General features: G+C 59.8%; 15 protein-coding genes and 2 tRNA genes. 7 read left to right on the forward strand and 10 right to left on the reverse strand.

Translation table 11 applies throughout. From position 1 onward, the window contains the following. Positions 1–11: 11 nt before the first annotated feature. The 3 genes from F6X40_RS43495 (at position 12) to F6X40_RS12115 (ending at position 3,915) form a co-directional block, all read left to right on the forward strand. Positions 12–191 carry a helix-turn-helix domain-containing protein gene (locus tag F6X40_RS43495; RefSeq protein ID WP_410452412.1) on the forward strand — a complete coding sequence of 60 codons (180 nt, stop codon included), beginning with the start codon at positions 12–14 and terminating at the stop codon, positions 189–191. Continuing rightward, entirely contained in the window at positions 188–2,572 is a 2,385-nt protein-coding gene (locus F6X40_RS12110; RefSeq protein ID WP_187628013.1) for a phage/plasmid primase, P4 family, read from the forward strand. The genes F6X40_RS43495 and F6X40_RS12110 overlap by 4 nt, the downstream gene beginning before the upstream one ends. A 533-nt stretch (positions 2,573–3,105) precedes the next feature. Next, positions 3,106–3,915 carry a hypothetical protein gene (locus tag F6X40_RS12115; protein WP_187628014.1) on the forward strand — a complete coding sequence of 270 codons (810 nt, stop codon included), beginning with the start codon at positions 3,106–3,108 and terminating at the stop codon, positions 3,913–3,915. A gap of 686 nt (positions 3,916–4,601) precedes the next feature. Here the strand turns inward: F6X40_RS12115 and F6X40_RS12120 are convergent. The 5 genes from F6X40_RS12120 to F6X40_RS12140 form a co-directional block, all read right to left on the reverse strand. Next, entirely contained in the window at positions 4,602–6,101 is a 1,500-nt protein-coding gene (locus tag F6X40_RS12120) for an ATP-dependent nuclease (protein WP_187628015.1), read from the reverse strand. Positions 6,102–6,103: 2 nt separating this feature from the next. Then, on the reverse strand, positions 6,104–7,090 hold the full coding sequence (locus tag F6X40_RS12125; protein ID WP_187628016.1) for a reverse transcriptase domain-containing protein: 987 nt from the start codon (positions 7,088–7,090) through the stop codon (positions 6,104–6,106). Positions 7,091–7,717: 627 nt separating this feature from the next. Continuing rightward, positions 7,718–7,794, reverse strand: a tRNA-Pro gene (locus tag F6X40_RS12130). A gap of 110 nt (positions 7,795–7,904) precedes the next feature. After that, positions 7,905–8,063, reverse strand: coding sequence for a DUF3309 family protein (locus F6X40_RS12135; RefSeq protein ID WP_090801093.1), 159 nt, complete (start codon positions 8,061–8,063; stop codon positions 7,905–7,907). Positions 8,064–8,451: 388 nt separating this feature from the next. Next, positions 8,452–8,628: a hypothetical protein gene (locus tag F6X40_RS12140; protein WP_018421224.1), complete on the reverse strand. Its 177-nt coding sequence runs from the start codon at positions 8,626–8,628 to the stop codon at positions 8,452–8,454. A 178-nt stretch (positions 8,629–8,806) separates the two neighbouring features. On the opposite strand from F6X40_RS12140, the gene F6X40_RS12145 reads away from it, so the two are divergent. After that, entirely contained in the window at positions 8,807–8,974 is a 168-nt protein-coding gene (locus F6X40_RS12145; protein WP_167368601.1) for a hypothetical protein, read from the forward strand. A 213-nt stretch (positions 8,975–9,187) separates the two neighbouring features. On the opposite strand, the gene F6X40_RS12150 is transcribed toward F6X40_RS12145, so the two are convergent. The 5 genes from F6X40_RS12150 to F6X40_RS12170 all read right to left on the reverse strand — a co-directional run bounded on the left by F6X40_RS12150 (position 9,188) and on the right by F6X40_RS12170 (position 14,107). Then, a complete protein-coding gene (locus F6X40_RS12150) occupies positions 9,188–10,570 on the reverse strand; it encodes an MATE family efflux transporter (protein WP_410452413.1) in 1,383 nt (460 codons plus the stop codon). A gap of 26 nt (positions 10,571–10,596) precedes the next feature. Further along, positions 10,597–10,905, reverse strand: a complete 309-nt coding sequence (locus F6X40_RS12155; protein WP_090801091.1) for a DUF2288 domain-containing protein — start codon at positions 10,903–10,905, stop codon at positions 10,597–10,599. 996 nt (positions 10,906–11,901) lie between these two features. Then, positions 11,902–12,228, reverse strand: a complete 327-nt coding sequence (locus F6X40_RS12160; protein ID WP_018433468.1) for a hypothetical protein — start codon at positions 12,226–12,228, stop codon at positions 11,902–11,904. A 94-nt stretch (positions 12,229–12,322) separates the two neighbouring features. Beyond that, positions 12,323–13,045 carry a peptidoglycan DD-metalloendopeptidase family protein gene (locus tag F6X40_RS12165; protein ID WP_187628017.1) on the reverse strand — a complete coding sequence of 241 codons (723 nt, stop codon included), beginning with the start codon at positions 13,043–13,045 and terminating at the stop codon, positions 12,323–12,325. A gap of 153 nt (positions 13,046–13,198) precedes the next feature. After that, entirely contained in the window at positions 13,199–14,107 is a 909-nt protein-coding gene (locus tag F6X40_RS12170) for an aldose epimerase (protein ID WP_187628018.1), read from the reverse strand. Between the two features lie 586 nt (positions 14,108–14,693). Between F6X40_RS12170 and F6X40_RS12175 the strand changes: the two genes are divergently transcribed. The 3 genes from F6X40_RS12175 to F6X40_RS12185 all read left to right on the forward strand — a co-directional run bounded on the left by F6X40_RS12175 (position 14,694) and on the right by F6X40_RS12185 (position 17,475). Then, on the forward strand, positions 14,694–15,524 hold the full coding sequence (locus F6X40_RS12175; RefSeq protein ID WP_184071686.1) for an undecaprenyl-diphosphate phosphatase: 831 nt from the start codon (positions 14,694–14,696) through the stop codon (positions 15,522–15,524). 119 nt (positions 15,525–15,643) lie between these two features. After that, positions 15,644–15,720, forward strand: a tRNA-Arg gene (locus F6X40_RS12180). A 189-nt stretch (positions 15,721–15,909) separates the two neighbouring features. Beyond that, positions 15,910–17,475: a methyl-accepting chemotaxis protein gene (locus tag F6X40_RS12185; protein ID WP_187628019.1), complete on the forward strand. Its 1,566-nt coding sequence runs from the start codon at positions 15,910–15,912 to the stop codon at positions 17,473–17,475. The last annotated feature ends 113 nt before the right edge of the window (positions 17,476–17,588 follow it).

The following is a 17,588-nucleotide window of genomic DNA, read 5'->3' on the forward strand; positions in this document are numbered from 1 at the left end:
CAGTTTTTCTGATGGAGACGGAAGTCGCGGCAATGCTGGGCATCCATCCGAAGACACTGGCGAAGGAGAGACGGCGGGGCCAGGCGCGTATCCCGTTCGTTCGAGTGGGGGAGCGCGGGGTTCGCTACAGGCGCACGGATGTTGCGCGATACATCAAGGCATTGTGCGTAAAGAGGGGAGCGACAGCATGAGCAACGCGGAGCAAAAAAGAAAGCCCGCCGAGCGGGACGCAGGGCGGACCAAGGGACAACTCAGACCGAACCAGCATAGCACGATGCTAAATGCCGCCCTCGAAGCTGCGGCGGAGGGTCTGTCCGTGTTCCCGGTTCATCCCAAGGGGAAAACCCCCCTCATTGAACAGTGGCAGCACAAGGCCACGCGCGACACGCAGACGATACGTGAATGGTGGAAGCTGTATCCCGCTGCAAATATCGGATGCCATGTCGGCAAATCGGGACTCGCCGTGATCGATATTGATCCGCGTAACGGCGGCAATGAGACTTTCGCGGAGTTGGAGCGGCTGCATGGTCCGACAGCGACAGACGTTGAGACGCTGACCGGGGGCGGCGGCAGGCACCTTTTCTTTCTCGAACCTGAAGCCGTGAAGTTGCCGAAGACACTCGGCAAAGGGGTCGATCTACAGAGCGGTAACAAGTATGCGATTCTGCCTCCCTCGATTCATCCATCCGGCAAGCGGTACGAATGGGCGAAGGGGCGCGACATATCGAACAGATTTCTTCTGGCCGATCTGCCCGCGTGGCGTTACGTCACGAAGGGTGAAGTAACTTCCAAAACGGCTGCGCTGGTCGATGGGGACGATTGGGGCCTTGCCATTCGCGGCAGATGGGACGGCTCGCCCGAAGCGGTGGAGCGGGTCAAGGGAATGCTGGCGTTCATTCCTGCCGACGAGCGCGACACATGGATCAAAGTCGGCGCGGCGCTGCATCACTACTTCGAAGGTAGCGACGCGGGGCGCGAAATGTGGGACGACTGGTCCGAAGGGTCGAGCAAGTTCGATGCTGCCGATCAGGAGCGCACTTGGCGCGGGTTTAAGGCAGACGGCGCAGTAACGCTTGGCACGGTAGTGCACGCGGCGAAGGAGAACGGATGGACGCCACCCGATCTGGAAGTTACTTCCAAGGCTGACGATGAAGATGAGAACGACGGGCCGGATACAGGGGGCGATGTTTCGAACGGCATCGCTTTCGCTAAGAAGTACCGCGATCAGTTTCTTTATTGCCACGCGTCGAAAAAATGGTATCGGTGGTGTGGCGCTCGATGGGCGATCTGTGAAAAGGGCGAAGAGTTCAAGGCAGGCAAGAAACTCGCCACTGTGCGCTATACCGCAGCGTTCAGAGCGTTGATGAAAGACCACGGCAACCCGGAGAAAAAGGCGAAGCTCAAGCAGGCCGGCGTGGTCTACGGCAGCGCGGGCCGGATCAGGGCGCTGCTTGACATGGCATCGAGCGAGTCGGGAATGAGCGTGGCGAATCCGGGCGAGTTTGACGGAGACGCGATGCTGCTCGGTGCGCCGAACGGTGTTGTCGATTTGCGGACGGGCGGTCTGCTCGAAGCGAAAGCATTCATGCTGATCTCGCGACAGGTGGCGGTTGCTTACGAAGCGGATGCAGGCAGTCCGGCGCTATTCCTGAAGACGCTCGATGCGATCTTCGAAGGCAATCAGGAAATGATTGAGTACTTCCAGCGGGCCGGCGGATACATCCTGACAGGAAGTGTTGACCTCGAAAAACTGTTCTTCTTTTTCGGGCGCGGCGCGAACGGGAAAACGATGCTTGCCAACGTCATGCAGATGCTAATGGGCGATTACGCGATAACGATCCAATCCGCGCTGCTCACGAAGGGAGGCAATAACAACAACGAGATCGAGCGGGGTATCGCTCGACTTCCCGGCGTCCGGCTGGCGGTGGCGAACGAAGTAGGCACGAATGACGTATGGGCGGATGCGCGGGTTAAGGAACTGACATCGAATGCGCCGATTAACGGACGCCCGATGTATGGTGAACAGTTCCAGTTCGAGCCGACACACAAGGTGTTGATCTGCGGCAACTACAAGCCGAGGACGAACGATCTGAGCGACGGGTGGCAGCGCCGCATGGAGCCGATCCCGTTTAACAGGATGTTCGAAGAGCACGAACGGGAATACGGCCTCGACGCGCGGCTCGTGCGCGAAGAGGGCTCCGCGATTCTGCGCTGGTTTGTCGAAGGCTGGCTGAAGCTTCATCGTTCTATAGAGGCGAAGGAGAGAGACGCGCTTCGCACGCCGGAGATCGTCCGGCAGGCGAAGGCCGATTACCTCGAAGAGAACGACACCCTGGCTATCTGGATCGATGAGGCGTGTTCGACGGGCAGAGGTTTGTCGTATCTCGTCACGAGGGCGCATGACGCGTTTCATGCGTTTTTCGACAGGCCGATTGGCGCTTTGCTCGCTCGCGGCGCTTTTACGGATCGACTAGTCACGATGGGTTTCGGGAAGGCGAAACGTAAGGAAGGATGGGTCCATCTCGGCATTGGCCCGAAGGTTAATCCCGATTCCGGTTTTGATGATTTATAGACGCGGTGTCTCGCGGTGTCCCGGAGTGTATTAGTTCGAGGGGCAAGGTGCACTTAATGCACTTATTACCCATTTTTAAAAAGGCGCACAGGAGAAAAATCTATAGGAAAAGTTATAGAAACGGCGTCATAAGTGCATTAAGTGCACCCGGCCTCGATTTTTCGGTGTTTTTTCGAGCATGACCTGAGGTCGTCAGGCCGGTTACTGCCGGATTGCCCTATGGGCAGTGTCCGCTCAAACGGCAAATCGACCAACGGTGCCTAGAAAGCCGCCAGAAATTTTCTGACACCGGGGCTCTCCGCCCTCCCGCGCGGCCCGCACCCCTCAGATGGGACCCGCCCATCAACCGACATGCGGCAAGCCCGTACAGAGCGTTTCAAAGCCGCTGCTGGTTAATGCCGCGCGTCGTTAATGCGTGTGAGTGGCAAGCGATAGAAGTGAATCAGGAAATAACTCCCAAATTGAATGGAAGTACTTTTGCGGTGAATGCCGCTTTAACCGATGGCCGAAAGGCCGACATAAGGAGAATCACAATGGCTAGCTCGACGGCAACCATTAGCGAACTGACGAAGGCGAATGAAGCGGTAGCGGATTTGTCGGAGAAAACTCACGCCGAGATCGCGAAACTCGGCAAACGCCGTATGAAAGTGGCAGCGCCAGTGCGCAAGCTGCAATCGGACCTCGAACGTGTTCGCGCCGCAATCGGCAAGTCGGCGGGAATCGCGGAAGAGATCGCGGCATTGAAGGCGCAGCGGCGCAAAGAGGCCGGCACTGCATTCGCTGAAGAGAGGCCTGCCGACACGACTCGGCTCGACGCCGAGATCAGGAAGAAAGAGGCGGCGCTTGCCGTTGCCCGAACAGAAGACGAAGCCGCGCAAGCCGCGCTGCCGCTCATCAAACAGCGGCTAGAACAGGCCCGCATTGCCGCCGTGGTGGAGGCGGAACAGATTGATGCAGCGGTTGCGCGACTGCTCAAGACTGTGACGGAGAGCGAGAACCATCTGATTGATGAGGCGATTCGCTTCGTATGCGAAAGGGCGCGACGGGCAGCGGCTTACGAAGATGCTGCGAGTCACTTCAGCGTCGAAGCTGAAGACGTGCGCGATTGGCCGACCAGCAACTTTGCAGTATGGGCCGCGCTTGACAGCAATCGCTTTCGCCCGTTGCGCGGAGATGGATTCGATGATCGTAGCCTGCCCGACTGGAAATTTGATCGAGATGCGCTCATTCGGAAGGTCGAGGCAGCAGGCGTGCCGAGCATTCCGCCCGGCGTGAAAGCGAATCGGTGGATGCCGAATGGGGCACCGAACCCGATTCCATATCTGCCGACTGACCTGGAATGACGTAAGGGGCGGCGCTGCGCCGCCTCGTGTCCAACCACCTTACGGAGAGGCTATGCCAACAGGCATGCAAATATTCGGCTACAAGGGCGGCTCGTTGTTGACTTCACGACACGCCTCGTCCGATGGTTGGGGGCAGTGATGTGGATGGTATTGCCGGATTGATCGATGACCCGAACTAGCGCAAGGGACCGTGTTCTACGCCTTCCAGCAAAACGGCGTGCTCGATCACATAACCGGCAATACGACACGACCGAGCTTCGACGTTTCGATGCAAGCATTTCATCCTCATACTCGCCGGGGCAGACCCAATACAACACGCGGATGAAGGGTCTGCGTTTCACGGCGTGTGCTGTTGCCCGGCAGTGGTTGCAGCAGTGACCGTCATTCGAGGGGCGTTTGCCGCTGCCGCATATAGACCGCCATAGAGTCTGTGGCGGTGCAGACGAGGTAGATAGTCCAAAGGAGGCTTCCGCAAACATTCTCAGCGGAGCGACCCTGTCGCATCTCATGCCTCGCAACGATTTCGGGGATCGGGTCCCCGTTTTCGTTTTCGTGGAGTCAGCCCCCGGTTCGACAACGAGTTCAACGGACAACCGATATAAAGTGTCCTCTCTGCATGAAACTAGACTGGAAGTCATCCAGTTAGTGTCGCCTCCCGATGAGCGCGGGCTACTGGCCTAGAACTGCTAGGGCCGCCTTCCGCGCGTTTTGAGAAATATGCTTAAGTTTATGAACAATGACCCAAGATATTCAGACGCACGGCTGATCGTGTCGAACACGTTGCCCGGCATCTGCAACGCTTCCATGGGCTCGTTGGTCGAGTTCGAAGCGTGGCCGGCAAAGGCGCTAGGATTTAGAAAACGATCAATATCGTTGATCAATTTTTCGATCTCCACCGTGTATTTGAGACACAAGTGCTCGAAAAGTTGGACGGTCGAATAAAGTTTTGCCTTGTGCAGGGCAAGAAATAATCCTTTTCCATCTGCTTTGCTAACATTGCTCTTCCAATTCGTTGGCAGTGGCTTCAGGTTGCCGGCAGCATATTCGATGAAAACCTCTTTTTCAACGCTGGCGAACGGAAGAAACAAGACTTCTTTCACGTTCTTCACGTATTTTTCGTTCACTTGGTCACCATCAAGGATGCTAAGTACCTTGTCCGTCTCTGAAAAATAATGCTCGTGTGCATTACGCTTCATCAGATCGACGGTGTTGGCTGCTGCGCCGACGTGAATAATTTTGAACGTAAAAAAAGTATCCGAAAGACGCTTCGCAATAATATGTTCAAGGAATTTCTTGAGCATTAGGTCCTCGGTGAGGATGTAACGATCCCAACCCGAAAATCCAAACAGCCTTCCTCTAACGTAATTGTATGATGCGTTGCGATGTTCCACGTTGCCATCATTATTTTCAACGTAAAGTAGCTCCTCCGGCTCCAGCATTCGCATCATCGCAAGCGAATGTGTTGTAAATACAATATTAACTTTGTACTTTTGGCAAAAGCTTCTGAGATTTCGAACGAGATGAACCTGAGCCGCTGCATCTAAAGATATATCGATCTCATCGATGATAATCAGCTTCCGTTTATTCCGGATCTTCCGGTAAAGACTGATGACAAAATATTCACCCGAACTGAAATAGTCTTCTCTAATGTACCGGCTGTCATCCTTTACAAGACAATAATAGGTTCGTCCATTTACATCAATCTCCCTGAGGTTCTCGAATCTACGGCTTCCATAGATGTCCGATAAGAACTCGATCAGCTCGTCTGGCCTCGCGTAATTTTCAAGCACCACATTTTGCCGTATTTCTGCATCGTGATTGCTTATCGTTTGGAAGTAGTTAAATCGTTCGCCGTAGGGCATTGGTAGTTCGACTTCAATCTCTTCTCGAATCGCGGAAGGTATCACTGATTTGCTATTGAGGCCGCGAATCTTTGAGTCGTAAGTGAACTCGAAGTCCTGTTGGTTATACCTATATACGATGCGACTTTTTTCTGAAAAGATGGCTTCATCTGAGGTAATTTTATACGTGTCGGAAACATGAAGATTGCGTAAAGCCTTGACGATCGACGTCTTCCCAACCCCATTTCTTCCGACTATGCAAAAGAGTTGGTTTCCATCAAACGGGACTGCGACACAGGCACTGACAATGTGCTGAACATTTTCGATTTGAAGAAAGATCTCCATCGTTAATTTGCCTTCTTCGCGCCCGTCTTTTTGGGTTGATGGATTAATACATCGACGACGGTGACTCCATACTTTCGCCGGAGCTTGTCTAGGTAGTTTCCATCGACCGTATTTGCATAGTTCAAAAGGCCTGACAATTTCTCAAAACTATCACCGAGATCGCTTTTAGTAATATCTGACAGACCGGGTTGATTATTAACATACAGATAAAGCAAGGTCTCGATGCGATTTTTGATTTTTGAGTCAAGCGAAACTTGTCCATTGGGCAGTATCACCATACCCAGTATCTTTACCTTTCTCCCCTTGCTACTTATTTTTGTTTTATTCTCGTTCAGTTTCATTTCCGGGTAGGCGCAGTCGCATAAAATATCGGCTATCACGCGATCCAAATCAAGAAGCGGTTCTTTCTCTTGTGACGAGATAGTAATATCGTCGGAGTAGCGAGTATAGACAAGCTGCCTTTTCAAACAGTAAGTAACAAGCTCTTTGTCAAATGGGAACATCGCAGTATTGCTTATTACAGGGGAGGTCGAAAAACCCTGCGGCAGCCTACCTTCGACCGTAACCAGATCCACTATTCTGTCGAGATATCGATGCATGTCCGCAACGGGAAGCTGTTCTTCGCCACGCAGGATGCTGCGCCGGACAATGTCTGAGGTAATGCTTCCAAAGAAATTCGAAATATCCGCCTGATAGAAATGCTTGCCCGCAGAATGCTTTCGCACTGCGGCGGCGACATTCGTGCCTTTCCTGTAGGAGAATACAACTTCCTCATTTATTGGAAGCCGATTGAAAACGAATAAATTCAGAAACGAGTGATACTTTCTCAGAACTTTATCAGGAATGCATATGAGCCGTGTTTTACCAGATTCATTCGTGACGGTCTTGCTTGATAAGCGGTGGCTAATTTGGCCCGCTGCAAAATCCTCAAAATTTTGCTTATTGTGATACATTGCGTCAAAAAGCACGTGCAATGGTTTCTTTGTCATCTCTGATTAAAATCGCCTAAAAAGTTCATTCCGTTTTAACTATGATAAGCACGATCCGTAAGCGGAAGACGCTGCGGTGGCGTATTAAGTCGTGTCAATTTATAGAAACATAGCACGAAACTGATCAGGCGAATCCATCACCGAGACCGGGCTAGAGCGGTGGGTGAGACGGTAACCGAGGCGGAGAAGAGAGCGGAGCTTGCACGCGGAGCACATACGAAATGGGCGACTCCTTAACACTAAGGAATCGCCCACACGTAAGTAAATGCAGACCCGGTAGAGGCCAGACTTCAGACCGGAGGATGCTCCTAGTCGCTGACATAGCACCATTCTAAGACAAATCTACTCGATCAGGCAACTAGCTATCGCAACGAAAGCCAAACATGGGACGACCCATAAACTTGAGAGCGGGCTACGCACGCACCTGCAAGCGTCCGCTCTTTCGATGAAGTTCCGCTCGGTTGAGTGGCGTCGCTTCGACCCCAACCGAAGCGTTCGAAGAGTTTAGTGCTGGTAGATGCGTTCGGGTGAGTGCCGTCGGATGACGGTGAAAGGGCTGAAGTTACCCCTGCGTTACCCCAAAGAAAAAGGGTTTGAGACCGAATGGCCTCAAACCCTTACTGGTACTGGTCGGAGCGAAAGGATTCGAACCTTCGACCCTCTGATCCCAAATCAGATGCGCTACCAGGCTGCGCTACGCTCCGACGAATCCGGGAGTATAGGGGGTGCGGGCAGGAGCGTCAATCCCTTGGCGGCCCCAACCGCACGGGCGACGACGTTCACCGTAGCGGGCTCGCGCCGGCCTCGCGGTGGGCTATATACGCCCCATCAACAGCAGAACGATCACGATGATCAGCACGACGCCGACGAGTCCAGTTGGCCGATAGCCCCAGCCGCTGCTGTACGGCCAGCTTGGCAACGCGCCGATCAGCAGCAGGATGAGCACGATTAGCAGGATGGTTCCGACGGTCATGGCGTTCTCCTTTTTGAGGGGGCCGCGAAATCGCTGGCCGCATCTTCACGCTGGTTTGGCGCGCGCGCGCCGCGACAATCGACGCGCGTGTTCGCGCGTCTGTTGCTGGATCGGAACCAGCAAGGCATGTGCCCATCACCCGTTAAGCTCGATGCAGTGAGGCCTTGGACGAAAGCGCAGAAGGAGAGAGCGACGCAGGAAGCGTCGTCGTTCGATGTAGGTATGCCGAAAGAACCGGAAAGGCGTTGCGCACGTCCAGCGGACCTCGATGCGCGCAGGCGCCGCAACGCCGGTCAACGCGTCATCGAGCGGACCGCGCGACTGAGGCACCGTGACATGCCGGTGCCGCGGCCAGAGGCCATTCGGTCAGAGTCGAAGATCACCCGCATCAATGCCTTGGACGCCTCCAATGCGGCATATGTAGATGCTGATGCGTCCAGTGGTGCAGCATGCCCTCGCCATCGTGTTCACGCCGGTAGGCCCGCGATTCGAAAATCGACAACGCCACCAGCACGATCAGGCCTATTGCGAGCCCGATCAGGCCCGCGATCGATTCACCGTCCATGGCAGTCTCCCGGTAGGTTCAGCCATGAACCCATGGTAGCGCAGGTCCGGCGAAATCTCACCAATTGGAACGAGCGACGCACAAGGTGTGTGATGGCGTCGCCGAACGCGCTTTGCGGTTAGACTCTCGGCGCGCCGGCGGACGTCCGCCATCGCTTTGTCCCGGAGACGATTGCAAAATGACCCGCGTTCTGACTCTTGCCTTGCTGTTGTGCGCCGGCGTCGCCGGCTGTGCGGACAATCCGTCCGCGCATCGCGGCAGCCCACCACATGATCCCGCCGACTACCACGGCGTGCCCACCGACGATCGGCCGCCCGCGATGGTGCCCGCGCCCGTCGCGCAGTGAGCGCTCGTTGAAGTGAAAACGAGCGGGAAAGGGCGGGGAAAGCGAAGCACCGGCGCGGGCACGCCGGCACGTCTGACCCGTGCCGACGGTTCGCGCGGAGAGCACGGGCTGAGAGCATTCCAGGACGCGCTCGTTATGCGATATGTATGCGCTTGTTTCAAGCCGTAACGGTCTGTCGTCCGCCGAATAGCCAACGGTGTCCAGCGCACCGCGCTAGGCAGCCGCAATGCCCCGCGACACGCCCGGCAGGTAACGCGCGAGCGTTGCGCCACGCGTGGCCATGAAGATCAGCAGCGCGATCCACAGCCCGTGATTGCCGTGCCACGCGAGCAATGCCGACGACGCCGCCACGAACACCGCAAGCGACACCGTCATCGACATCATCAGCTCGCGCGTTCGCGTCGCGCCGATGAACACGCCGTCGAGCAGGAAGCCCCACACCGAAATGACCGGCGACAGCGCCGCCCACGGCAGATAGGTTTCGGCCGCGGCACGCACGGCGGCCTGATCGGTCAGCCGCTCGATGATCCACGCGCCCGCACCCCAGTACACGCACGAGAAGCCGAGCGCGCCGAGCGCCGACCACAGCGCGGTGACCTTGACCGCCTGCGCGAACGCGTGACGATCGCGCGCACCGATCGCCGCGCCGACCAGCGCCTCGGCCGCGTGCGCGAAACCGTCGAGCCCGTACGCCATGAAGGTCTGGAAATTGAGTAGCAATGCGTTCGCGGCGAGCGTCGCGTCGCCTTGCCGCGCGCCGAGATGCGCGAACCAGCCGAACGACGACAGCAGGCACAGCGTGCGCACGAAGATGTCGCGATTGAGCACGACGAGCCGCTTCAGCGCGGCGGCGTCGAACAAGGCGGCGCGATTCAGCGCGGGCAGGCCGCGCGGCCTGCCGTGCCATAGCAGGGCGAGCCCGAGCACGAAGCCGAGCGCGTCGGCGGTCGCGGTAGCCGCGCCGATGCCGGCCACGCCCCAATGAAACGCGTACACGTACAGCAGCACCGCGGCGATGTTCACGCTGTTGATGAAGACCTGCGACAGCAATGCGAGCCGCACCTGCTGCGTGCCGAGCAGCCAGCCGAGTATCACGTAGTTGCCGAGCGCGAGCGGCGCGGCCCAGATGCGCGCGTGGCAATAAACCTGCGCGTGCCGCTGCACGGCGTCGCTGCCGCCGATCGCCCGCAGCGCATAGTCGATCAGCGGTTGCTGCACGAGCAGCACCAGTGCGCCGATCGCGGCCGCCATCAGCAGTGCGCGCACGACGTTGTTGCGCAACTCGTCGCTGCGGCCCGCGCCGTGCGCCTGCGCGACGAGGCCGGTCGTGCCCATGCGCAGGAAGCCGAAGCCCCAGAACACGAAGTTGAAGAAGAGCCCGCCGAGCGCGACGCCGCCGAGGTAAGAGGCACTGTCCAGATGACCAGCGACGGCGGTGTCGACCGCGCCGAGGATCGGTTGCGTCAGATTCGCGAGGACGATCGGCAACGCGAGCGCGAGCACCCGGCGATGCCAGCGCACCGGCAGCGCGGGCGCGCTGGCTGGGTGTGCGGCGGTTTCGGATGGCGCTGCGGGGGGCATACCGGCATCGGGCATACCGGCATCGGGCGTCCTCGCGTCGTTCAAGAGCGCTCCTGCACGCACACCCAAGGAGAGACGACGACGGCCCACAGCTCGGGGTCGCGCGCGGCGAAATCGGCGGCCGTCTCCGACTGAACGCGCACGACGAGGCCGGAGGACAACCATTGGGCGACCCGGGTGGTGTCGTCGTTGGCGATTGCCTCGGCGACGCTCACGAGATCGAGGTCGCGCGCGACGTGCAGCAGTATGCCGCGCGCAAAAAAACGTTCGAGTTCGCTCCAGCCGATCTTGGCGGTTTCGCCGAGCAGCTTCGCATAAAGGGGGCTTTGGGAGGCGTCGTTGGAAGTCATCGTGGACAGGGTCGGACGGGGCCGTCACTATAAACGATTGGCAAGGACCGGCGGGCCGCGTGGCGGCCTTGCGCAACGTGCCGGGCGGCCTTTTACGCAGCTTGGACTGAATCGGATTCTGAACCTGGATGCCGGCGGATTCAACGACGGCGGCACACGAAGCGTGCCGCCTATCAGCACCGGCTATTAATCGTCCGAATATTCAAAACTGAAACGAGTTTGAATGCGGTTTCAATATTGTCGGCGGAATTGTCAATGTTAAAGATTTCACTATTCGCGAATTTGTTGTGAAGAAGTATCGGCGCTTATTCGGAAGAGTTGCCGCGACTAATCGATGCGTTACGTGCGTTTCCGCACCAAGTTAATATTCGCAAGCCAAAGCGGCGTTATTGCCGAATGAGTTAGTGTTATTCGGCCAGACGTCTTTCCTCTGCTGGTTTGGCGGGACTTTCCGCCGATAGCCCAGGAGCATTAGCCGGTGCGATACTCCGACATTCCTGGTTTGAATGATTTGGCGTGTGGAGTATCCCCGCTGCGGCGCATTAAGCCGGTCTGATTCCGACATTTCCGATTCACGGATTGCGGAATCCGTACGCCTTGTAACATTGGCCGCAAAATTAATACATTGCGCTTGGAAATGCAGATTGTTAGATTTCGTTCTGGCGCATGGTGAACCGGTCCTTTGCCGATATGCGCCGAACCCCCGTTAGCCCGGCCTCGTGCCGGGCTTTTTTTTAATGGATTTACGCGGATGTTTAACCTGCCGCAGCGATCTTCACCGCGAATTCACATGTGCGGCCGATGATGGCGGATTATTTTTTTCGGCGCGAGACTCATGACCGGGGTGATCATTTTTGTCGGCGTGTGGCTAATCGCGCTCGCGTTGCTGGTGCGCTTCGCCGCGCGCATCGATCCGCGCTCTGGGCGCTGGCGACGCCGCTAAGCGGTGACGCTCTGCCGCTCGGCGGCCGCGCGTGCCGCACGGCGCGCTGCCTTTTACTGCTTGCAGCGGATCACCATCGAACGGTTTTTCACATTCGCGCCGAAAATCCCACCGATCGTGCCGCCCGACGTCGCGCCGTTGTCGACGTCTTTCGAAACCACGTCGTACCCGTAGTTGCCGCAGGTTTCGCCCGCGCGCTTGTAGCACTCGGCCCAGCTCGTGCTGGCATCGCTGCCGCTGCAGTTGATCGCGAAGCCGGTGTCGCCGCTCGGCAGATAGGTCATCGTGGTCGTGGTCGAGCAGCCGCCGAGGCCGCCGAGCGTCAGGAGGCCAAGACTGATCGTTGCAGCCGTCGCGACGCGCGCCAATGGGCTTTTCATTTCAGATTCCTTGCAGATAACGGAAGGGCGTGGCGCGCAGCCACGCCGCTTCGAATTGAGCGTTTATAGCACGGCGGGTTCCCGCGCCCGCCGCCTAGCGCGGTGGCAGTTGTTTCGACGGATCGATCGAACGGCCCTGGTAGCGCAGTTCGAAATGCAGCATTACGCGATCGGTATCGGTGTCGCCCATTTCGGCGATTTTCTGGCCGCGCTTGACCGATTCGCCTTCCTTCACCAACAGCGCGCGGTTATGCGCGTAAGCGGTCAGATAGTCGGCGTTGTGCTTGAGGATCAGCAGATTGCCGTAGCCGCGCAGACCGTTGCCCGCATAGACGACGGTGCCGGGCGCCGCCGCGACGATGGGCGTGCCGGCCGCCGCGGCAATATCGATACCCTTCGAGTTGCCGCCGTCGAAACGGCGGAACACCGTGCCGTCGGCCGGCCATACCAGCGAGATCGGCGCGGGCGCGGTCGCCGGCGCAGTGTCCGCGGGCGCAGGACGCGGCGCGGCCGCCGCGCTCGCGCTGCCACTGCTGCTACCGCCACCGCCGCTGCGGATCGCGCCGCTCGTCGACGCCGCGCCGCCTGGCGGCGCGACGCGCAGCACCTGGCCGACCTCGATGCTGTCGGGATTGGTCAGGTTGTTCCAGCGTGCGATGCTCTGCACCGATTGCCGGTTGCCGCGCGCGATTTTCGACAGCGTGTCGCCCCGTTCGACCCGGTAGTAGCCCGGTCCCACCGGCGCCGACCCGCACGCGGCGAGCAGCGCGAGCAATGCCGCGCAGCCGAGTCGTTTGATTCTTGTCGTTTCCAGCATTGGACCTCGCAAAGCACTGCCGCGCGCTGATCCCGATCACGCGGCACAGACAGACAAAGCGTTCGATTCTAACGGTTTTGTGTTGCGCCCCCCGGCGAGGGGGGCGAAGTGGCGGGCGGCCGCTTCGAGCGGCTCGCCGCCGGCGCCGGCGTATCAGCTGGTCTTCTCGACGGTAATGCGCAGTGCCGCCGTTTCGGTTTGTCCCGGCTCGAGCCAGCGCAAACCTCGGCCGTTGTGGATCGCATCGGGCAACCCGAGCCACGGCTCCACGCAGTAAAAGTCCGACTGCGGCGTTTCAGTCCACGTCGTCACCGCGTACCAGGGCACCGAGCCGGGCCGCTGCAGATCGATCGTGATCACGCGATCGATGCCCGGCGCCTCGACCCTCACCGGTCGATCGGGCGTGCCGGTCAGGCAATGGAAGCGATCGTAGATCCGGTCTTCGTCGAGCGTGTAGCTCGCTTCGCCCGGCTCGGCGGGGCTGATCGAGCCGTCCTCGAGCTGACGGCACCGCTCGGTGCGCGGCAGTTCGAGCGTCGTTTGCGCGCGCTGCGTGTGCGGCAGCGTGAAGTAGAAGTGATGGCCGGCGTAGTAGGGCAGGCGCGCGTCGCCGGTATTGGTGGTGGTCAGCGTCACGTCGAGCGTGCGCGGATCGATGAGCTCGTAGGCGGCCCCGAAGCGGAAGCCGAACGGATAGGAGCCGCGGGTCGCTTCACTGTCGGTCAGAACCATCCGCAGGCCGGCGCCATGCACGTCGGCGTGAGGCTCGAACGGCAGGTCGCGCGCGAAGCCGTGCATCGGCAGCTCGCGCACGGTGCCCCGCGCGTCACGCCAATAGCCGATCTTGCCGTCGACGCGATGACGGCCGAGAAATGGAAACAGCAGCGGATTGCCGCCGCGAATCCGCGCGGGCACGCTCCAGTCGGCGTGCTCGGGCCAGTGAATCACCTCTTCGCCGTCGATCGTCCACGACAGCAGACGGCCGCCGGCTTGCGGCGAAAAACGGAGCACCGAGGCGTCCTGGGCGATCTCGAGAATGTCCTGTTCCGGGGAGAGGGGCATGGTCAATAGCTAGCCAGATAGAGGTTGAGGGTCGTGCAAAGCGGCCGCGTGGGTCGGCCGTTGCATCTGCATCGAAGCGGCGTTTTGCGCCATTCGCTGCGACTGCGTCTCGCGCGGCGAAACCGCGATTTTGCGCTGCTTTGCGCTACGGGGAAACCCTTCCCGGGAAATTGCGGGTGTCGGAAAAGGGCGAATCCTATTGATAATCCGTCGGAGCGTCCGGTCCATCCGACTCCCGGGCGAATCGGCTCAGGAGGCATCATGGATCTCGCAATGGCAATGGCGGTGGGCTTATTCGGAATATTCACCGCCAGCACGTATTACTTCTTCCACTCTCTCAAGCGCTGATCCGCTGGTTTCATTCCCTGCTTTCGCAGCACGCGCGCGACGAATCCGCCGCCCGCTTTCTTGCTCTCGCGTAACAACGGTGTCGAGTTGTGACGCGGCGCGTCAATATTTCTCCGAATGTGGCCTAACCGCTTGGCGCTGGGTGTGTAGCCAGGCATAATCGGTGCGCCTTTGACGCGCCGGCTCCCCCTTTTGTGCGGCGCGCAGTTCCCGACACTTTGCTTACAAGGACCGCCGCGTGAACCTGTCGTTTCTCATTTTTCTGAGCGTGCTGCAAGGCGTTACCGAACTGTTTCCGGTGAGCAGCCTTGGCCACACGCTGCTCGTGCCAGCCCTGTTCGACATGCATATCGACAAGCATGCGCCGCAACTGCTGCCGTTCCTCGTCGCCCTGCATCTCGGCACCGCGTTCGCGCTGCTGTGGTACTTCCGCGCGCGCTGGTACGCGCTGGTGCGCGGTTTCTTCGCGTCGCTCGGCGGTCGCCGCAACGACGACGGTCACATGATGTGGGCGCTGATCATCGGTACGATTCCGGCGGGCCTCGTCGGTCTCGTGCTGGAAAAGCGCCTCGAGGCGCTTTTTCATGATCTGCGGATCGTCGCGATTGCGTTGATCGTGAATGGCGCGCTGCTGTGGTTCGGCGATCGTCTGCAACGCGCGCGCGCGCATCAGGCGCCGGAAAAGCTGACGTTCCGCCAGGCCTTCTTCGTCGGCCTCGCGCAGATCGGCGCGCTGATTCCGGGCTTCTCGCGCAGTGGCCTGACGATGATCGCCGGCAATGCGGCCGGCCTCACCACCGAGAAAGCCGCCGAGTTTTCGTTCCTGCTCGGCACGCCGATCATTTTCGCGGCTGGCGTACTCGAACTGCCGAAGCTGCTTCACGCGCCGAGCCAGCTTGCCGACGCGGTGCTCGGCGGCGTGCTGACCGCGATCGCAGCGTACCTGAGCGTGCGTTTCCTGATGCGCTATTTCGAAGGCCGCGGACGTCTCGCGTCGTTCGGCGCGTACTGCGCGATCGCGGGCATCCTGTTCCTCGGCTGGTTCATGCTGCATCCGCAGCCGGTCTGAGCGCGCCGGGCGATCGGTTATAATCCGGGCCCGGTTAGTTGCAGCTCAGTTAGAATTTTAGTTTGTGGGAAATCGGGCGGCTCGCCGCGAGTGCCGGTTTCATGCAGATGTCGATCCATACGGCAGTAGCTCAGCTGGATAGAGCATCGGCCTTCTAAGCCGAGGGTCGGGGGTTCGAGCCCCTCCTGCCGTACCAGAATCATCGAAGGGTTACAGGTTTCGCGCCTGTAACCCTTTTTGTTTTTGTGCCATGTTGCGCGCCCGGTGGCTGCCAGGTTGTCGCGTGTTCGTACGGCTCGCTTCGGGTGTTTCCCGACTCAGGAAATCGCGCGCGGCGCCGTTAATTCAACAGAACCGTGTGACGCGCCGCGATGGGGGAATCAGCGTGAACCGACTTAGCCTCAACACCAAACTCTGGCTCGCGCTGCTGATTACGTGGCTCGGCCTGCTCGGCCTCGGCGGCTGGGCCGCATGGCAGTCGCGCGCGACGATGCTGGCCGAGCGCAAGTCGGCGGTGCAGAACGTCGTGGAAAGCGCGTACGGCATCGTCGCCGACTACGCGCAGCGCGCCGACCAGCACGAGCTGACGCCCGAACAGGCGCGGCAGCAGGCGCTGGCGCGACTCTCCGCGATGCGCTACCCCGGCAGCGGCTACATGATCGTGTCGACTGCCACGCCGGTCGTGATCATGCATCCGATGCTCGCCGATCTGCGCAACAAGGACGTGTCGCACTACGCGGACAGCGACGGCAAGCTGCTGTTCGTCGAAATGGTCAAGGTCGCGCAGGCGCACGGGCAGGGCTTCGTCGATTACATGGGCCGCCTCGCCGGCAACAACGAGCGCGTGCCGAAGATCAGCTTCGTCAAGCGCTTTGCCGCGTGGGACTGGTTTCTGATTTCGGGTGTCTACGTCAACGACATCGACGCGGCGTTCCGCGCCGACCTGCTGCGCTATCTGCTGACGATCCTCGTGATCGGCAGCTTCAGCACCCTCGCGCTCGTGCTGATCATCCGCAACGTGAAGCGCAGTCTCGGCGGCGAGCCCGCCTATGCGGCGAGCGTCGCGCAGACGATCGCCGACGGCGATCTGTCGTGCCCGGTCACGCTGGCCGGCGACGATCAGGAAAGCATGCTGTTCGCGATGCAGCGCATGCAAAGCCGCCTCGCCGACGCGATCCGGCGCATTCGCGGCGGCACCGAAACGATCACGGTCGCGGCCGAAGAGATCGCCGCGGGCAATCTCGATCTGTCGGCGCGAACGGAACAGCAGGCGTCGTCGCTCGGCGAAACGGCCGCGAGCATGGAGCAGCTGACGGCGACCGTCAAGCAGAACGCCGACAACGCGCTGCAGGCCAATCGCATGGCGCGCTCGGCGTCGCAGCTCGCGGGCGAGGGCGGCGAGGCCGTGCAGCACGTCGTCGCGAACATGCAGAGCATCGCGGCGAGCTCGGCGCGGGTGGTCGATATCATCGGCGTGATCGAAAGCATCGCGTTTCAGACCAACATCCTCGCGCTGAACGCGGCCGTCGAAGCCGCGCGCGCCGGCGAGGAGGGCCGCGGCTTCGCGGTCGTCGCGGGCGAGGTGCGCAACCTCGCGCGCCGCAGCGCCGACGCGGCCAAGGAGATCAAGACGTTGATCGAGGATTCGGTCGCGCGCGTCGGCAGCGGCAAGACGCTCGTCGAGAAGGCGGGCGGCACGATGGAGTCGCTCGTCGATGCGGTGAAGCGCGTGACCGACATCATCAGCGAGATTTCCGCCGCGTCCGACGAGCAGAGCCGCGGCATCGAGCAGGTCAATCTCGCGATTGCGCAGATGGACGAGACCACCCAGCAGAACGCGGCGATGGTCGAACAGGCGGCGGCCGCCGCGCAGTCGATGCAGGAGCAGGCGCAGATGCTGCGCGACGTCGTCAACACGTTCCGCCTGCAGGGGACGGCCGCCGCGCGTTGATGGCCGCGTCGATGGCGCGCTGCCTGCCGAAGTGTGCATGCTATGCTTTTGAGGTCAGGATCAAAAGCCGCCGTGCGCCCGTGCGCGCCGTGCACACTTCGAGGAGAGTTCTA

This window comes from Paraburkholderia sp. UCT31 (assembly GCF_014397655.1).
Lineage (GTDB): Bacteria > Pseudomonadota > Gammaproteobacteria > Burkholderiales > Burkholderiaceae > Paraburkholderia > Paraburkholderia tuberum.